Source organism: Pseudomonas sp. SDO5532_S415, assembly GCF_054071155.1.
The window spans coordinates 1-4452 of the sequence record NZ_JBSVWS010000282.1; the positions used below are offsets into that span (position 1 = coordinate 1).

At 60.6% G+C, this 4452-nt stretch carries 5 protein-coding genes; all 5 read right to left on the reverse strand.

Features of this window, described 5'->3' with window-relative positions:
• Positions 1-149: 149 nt before the first annotated feature.
• The 5 genes from fba to epd all read right to left on the reverse strand — a co-directional run bounded on the left by fba (position 150) and on the right by epd (position 4350).
• On the reverse strand, positions 150-1214 hold the full coding sequence (gene fba / locus ACW9HW_RS29080; protein ID WP_030130215.1) for a class II fructose-bisphosphate aldolase: 1065 nt from the start codon (positions 1212-1214) through the stop codon (positions 150-152).
• Positions 1215-1460: 246 nt separating this feature from the next.
• Positions 1461-1793, reverse strand: coding sequence for an MliC family protein (locus tag ACW9HW_RS29085; RefSeq protein WP_095195975.1), 333 nt, complete (start codon positions 1791-1793; stop codon positions 1461-1463).
• A 56-nt stretch (positions 1794-1849) separates the two neighbouring features.
• Positions 1850-2071, reverse strand: a complete 222-nt coding sequence (locus ACW9HW_RS29090) for a hypothetical protein (protein WP_457402764.1) — start codon at positions 2069-2071, stop codon at positions 1850-1852.
• Between the two features lie 34 nt (positions 2072-2105).
• A complete protein-coding gene (locus ACW9HW_RS29095; RefSeq protein WP_095195977.1) occupies positions 2106-3269 on the reverse strand; it encodes a phosphoglycerate kinase in 1164 nt (387 codons plus the stop codon).
• Positions 3270-3294: 25 nt separating this feature from the next.
• Entirely contained in the window at positions 3295-4350 is a 1056-nt protein-coding gene (gene epd / locus ACW9HW_RS29100) for an erythrose-4-phosphate dehydrogenase (protein ID WP_095195978.1), read from the reverse strand.
• Positions 4351-4452 lie beyond the last annotated feature (102 nt).

Consider the following 4452-nt stretch of genomic DNA (forward strand, 5'->3'; position numbering starts at 1 on the left):
GTCGCGAAGCGGCCCCAATAAAAGAAGGCCTGCTGCGCAGTCCAGCGGGAGCAAGCTCCCTCGCCACAATGGGTACACCAACATCAAATCATCACCCATAAAAAACCCGCATTTCTGCGGGTTTCTTGTGGAGCTGAAACGCTCAGGGCTTAGTTGACCTTGGCGTTCAACTCACCTTTCAGGTAACGCTGGAACATCGCTTCCAGCGAGATCGGCTTGATCTTCGAAGCATTACCGGCAGTACCAAACTGCTCATAACGCGCAATGCACACGTCACGCATGGCGGTCACGGTGGCGCCGAAGAATTTACGTGGGTCGAATTCGCTCGGGTTGGTGGCCATCAGGCGACGCATCGCACCGGTGGACGCCAGGCGCAGGTCGGTGTCGATGTTGACCTTGCGCACGCCGTGCTTGATGCCTTCGACGATTTCTTCAACCGGTACGCCGTAGGTCTCTTTGATGTCGCCGCCGTACTGGTTGATGATCGCCAGCCACTCTTGCGGAACCGAAGACGAACCGTGCATCACCAGGTGAGTGTTCGGAATGCGCTTGTGGATTTCCTTGATGCGGTCGATCGCCAGCACGTCGCCGGTAGGCGGCTTGGTGAACTTGTAGGCGCCGTGGCTGGTGCCGATGGCGATGGCCAGGGCATCGACCTGGGTGCGTTTGACGAAGTCAGCGGCTTCTTCCGGGTCGGTCAGCATCTGGCTGTGATCCAGAACGCCTTCAGCGCCGATACCGTCTTCTTCACCGGCCATACCGGTTTCCAGCGAACCCAGGCAACCCAGTTCGCCTTCTACCGAAACGCCACAGGCGTGAGCCATGGCCACGGTTTGTTGGGTAACGCGCACGTTGTAGTCGTAGTCGGTAGGGGTCTTGCCGTCTTCGCCCAGGGAACCGTCCATCATCACCGAGCTGAAGCCCAGTTGAATGGAGCGCTGGCAGACGTCAGGGCTGGTGCCGTGGTCCTGGTGCATGCACACCGGGATGTGCGGAAACTCTTCGATTGCCGCCAGGATCAGGTGACGCAGGAACGGCGCACCGGCGTATTTGCGAGCACCGGCCGAAGCCTGGACGATCACCGGGGAGTCAGTCTTGTCAGCGGCTTCCATGATGGCGCGCATCTGCTCAAGGTTGTTGACGTTGAAGGCTGGAACGCCGTAGCCGAACTCGGCTGCGTGGTCCAGCATCTGGCGCATGCTGATAAGTGCCATTGTGTGTGTGTCTCCCGGTTGAGGGTCGTTAATCGTGCCAGCCTGCCGTAGCGGCGGCGGCTATTCAAGTTATTGCAGATCGGGGGTTGAGCCCGGGCTGCGAATTCGGTGTTGCATCAATCTCAAATTCGACACCGACCCTGTGGGAGCGAGCCTGCTCGGGAAGGCGATCTTGAAGCCCACATCGCAGTGCCTGTCAGACCTCTTTCGCGAGCAGGCTCGCTCCCACATTGGGTCTCGTGTCAGCTATTGCGCTTTACAACCGCGGCCAATCAAATCATTGGTGGCGACCCAGTAAACCAGGCCTTCCTCACCTTTTACGTGAAACGCCAGCATGTCGTTGCTGTACAGCGCACCCGACGCACCCGGCTCCTGCTTCAAGCGATAGACCTGATCGGCACCGCCCAGACGTACATCGACTTCCTTGCGGCTGTCATCGGCGTAGCGCCAAAGCACTTTGGCCTGGCTGTCGCAGGTCCAGGTGGTCCAGCTGTCGGCCGCAGCGGACGACTGGAACGGGTTCAAGTTAGTGCATCCGGCCAGCAAAGCCAGCGCCGTAATGGCGATAAAACCTTTCATCCGTGTTCCTCGGCCGACAGCGCACGCCATCGGCACTGGGTAAAGAGTCAGACCCGTCAAGGACAACCATGTTCCTTGGCGGGGGTCTGTGTCTCGTATTTGTCCAGGCCGTCAGGCCCGGAACGCTTGTTGAGCACCGGATTGGTTTCCGCCTGCCAGTCGGCCTGGTAACAGCCATTCTGTGGTGCAGTCGGCGCAGGCTCCGGCGTGGCTTTCGGGTTACTCCCGCAAGCCACCAGCGAACCCGCGACGATCAACAGCGCTAACGTCTTGACCATGTAAACACTCCCTTGCCTGGTCAAACGGGCGGCCTCAGGCCTTGGCCCGGCTTTCCAGGACTTCAACGGCTGGCAGCACCTTGCCTTCGACGAACTCGAGGAACGCGCCGCCACCGGTAGAAATGTAGGAGATTTGCTCGGCAACGCCATACTTGTCGATGGCCGCCAGGGTGTCGCCGCCGCCAGCGATGGAGAACGCCGCGCTGTCCGCGATGGCTTGGGCCAGCACCTTGGTGCCGTTTCCGAACTGGTCGAACTCAAACACGCCGACCGGGCCGTTCCACAGGATGGTTTTCGACGATTTCAGCAGTTCGGCGAAATTCGCTGCGGTCTGCGGACCGATGTCCAGAATCATGTCATCGGCAGCGACGTCAGCGATCAGTTTCACGGTGGCCGCTGCGCTTTCGGCGAACTCCTTGGCAACCACCACATCCACTGGCAACGGAACGCTGACCTTGGCGGCGATGGCGCGGGCGGTGTCCAGCAGGTCTGGCTCGTACAGGGATTTGCCGACCGGGTGACCGGCAGCCGCCAGGAAGGTGTTGGCAATGCCGCCGCCGACGATCAACTGGTCGCAGATCTGGCTCAGGCTGTTCAGCACGTCGAGTTTGGTCGAAACCTTGGAACCGGCAACGATGGCAGCCATTGGCTTGGCCGGTGCACCCAGGGCCTTGCCCAGTGCGTCCAGTTCGGCGGCCAGCAGCGGGCCAGCAGCAGCGACCTTGGCGAACTTGGCTATACCATGCGTCGAACCCTCGGCGCGGTGTGCCGTGCCGAAGGCGTCCATCACGAACACGTCGCACAGGGCGGCGTATTGCTTGGCCAGTTCATCGGCGTTCTTTTTCTCGCCCTTGTTGAAGCGCACGTTTTCGAACAGCACGATGTCGCCGGCTTTCACGTCGACGCCACCCAGGTAATCGGCTACCAGCGGCACTTCACGCCCCAGCGCCTTGCTCAGGTAGTCGGCGACTGGCTTGAGGCTGTTCTCGGCGGAGAATTCGCCTTCGGTCGGACGGCCAAGGTGCGAGCAAACCATCACTGCCGCGCCTTTTTCCAGGGCCAGCTTGATGGTCGGCAGCGAAGCCAGGATTCGCGCATCGCTGGTGACTACACCGTCCTTGACTGGGACGTTGAGGTCTTCGCGGATCAGTACGCGCTTACCTTGCAGATCGAGGTCGGACATCTTCAACACGGTCATGGGTCGCATTTCCTGGGTTACTGATTTAGAGAGCAGTTGTTGGAGTCGCTGTTTGCAGATAGTGCTCTGCAACATCCAGCATTCTGTTGGCGAAACCCCATTCGTTGTCGAACCAGGCCAGGATGTTCACCAGCCGTGGGCCGGAAACGCGGGTCTGACTGGCATCGACGATCGCCGAATGTGGGTCGTGGTTAAAATCACAACTGGCGTGGGGCAACTCGGTATAGGCCAGAAGGCCTTTGAGCGGGCCGCTGGTGGCAGCCTCGCGCAGGATCCGGTTGACCTCGGTGGCGTCGGTGTCACTCACCGTCTGCATCGTGATATCGAGGCAGGACACGTTCACCGTCGGCACACGTACGGCTTTGGCCTGAATTCGCCCGGCAAGTTCCGGCAACAGGCGTTCGATGCCGCGCGCCAGACCGGTGGACACCGGAATCACCGACTGGAACGCCGAACGGGTGCGGCGCAGGTCTTCATGGTGATAGGCGTCGATCACCGGCTGATCGTTCATCGCCGAGTGAATCGTGGTGATCGATACATACTCCAGGCCGATAGCCTGATCCAGCAGGCGCAACAGCGGCACGCCGCAGTTGGTGGTGCAGGAGGCGTTGGACACCAGCAGTTCGTCACCGGTCAGGCAATCCTGGTTCACGCCGTAGACGATGGTGGCGTCGACATCCGCCTCGCTGGCCATCGGCTGCGAAAACAGCACGCGCGGCGCGCCCGCGTCGAGGAAACGCTGGCCGTCTTCACGGGTGTGATAAGCGCCAGAGCATTCCAGCACCAGATCGACGCCCAGCGACGCCCAATCGATGCCTTCGGGGGTGGCACTGCGCAATACCTTCACGCAGTCGCCATTGATATGCAGACAATCGCCGTCGACCTTCACCTCACCGGGAAAACGCCCGTGGGTGGAGTCGAAGCGTGTCAGGTATTCGATGCTGGCCATGTCGGCCAGATCGTTGATCGCGACAATTTCAAACCCGGCCTTCTCGCCTCGCTCGAACAACGCACGCAAGACGCAACGACCAATCCGGCCGTAGCCGTTGAGTGCAACTTTGTAGGGACGCGGTTGAGGCATGGGGGTTCTCGATTACCGTGGTGAATCTGTCACTGCAGCGTTGCCTGACCGACCGCTATCGCGGGCAAGCCCGCTCCCACAGGGTCGGCGAAGATCCTTGTG

What these genes read in the sequence shown, in the direction of transcription:
- ACW9HW_RS29095 (WP_095195977.1), bottom strand. Translation starts at nt 3,269, where the DNA reads ATGACCGTGTTGAAGATGTCCGACCTCGATCTGCAAGGTAAGCGCGTA.
- fba (WP_030130215.1), bottom strand. Translation starts at nt 1,214, where the DNA reads ATGGCACTTATCAGCATGCGCCAGATGCTGGACCACGCAGCCGAGTTC.
- ACW9HW_RS29090 (WP_457402764.1), bottom strand. Translation starts at nt 2,071, where the DNA reads ATGGTCAAGACGTTAGCGCTGTTGATCGTCGCGGGTTCGCTGGTGGCT.
- epd (WP_095195978.1), bottom strand. Translation starts at nt 4,350, where the DNA reads ATGCCTCAACCGCGTCCCTACAAAGTTGCACTCAACGGCTACGGCCGG.
- ACW9HW_RS29085 (WP_095195975.1), bottom strand. Translation starts at nt 1,793, where the DNA reads ATGAAAGGTTTTATCGCCATTACGGCGCTGGCTTTGCTGGCCGGATGC.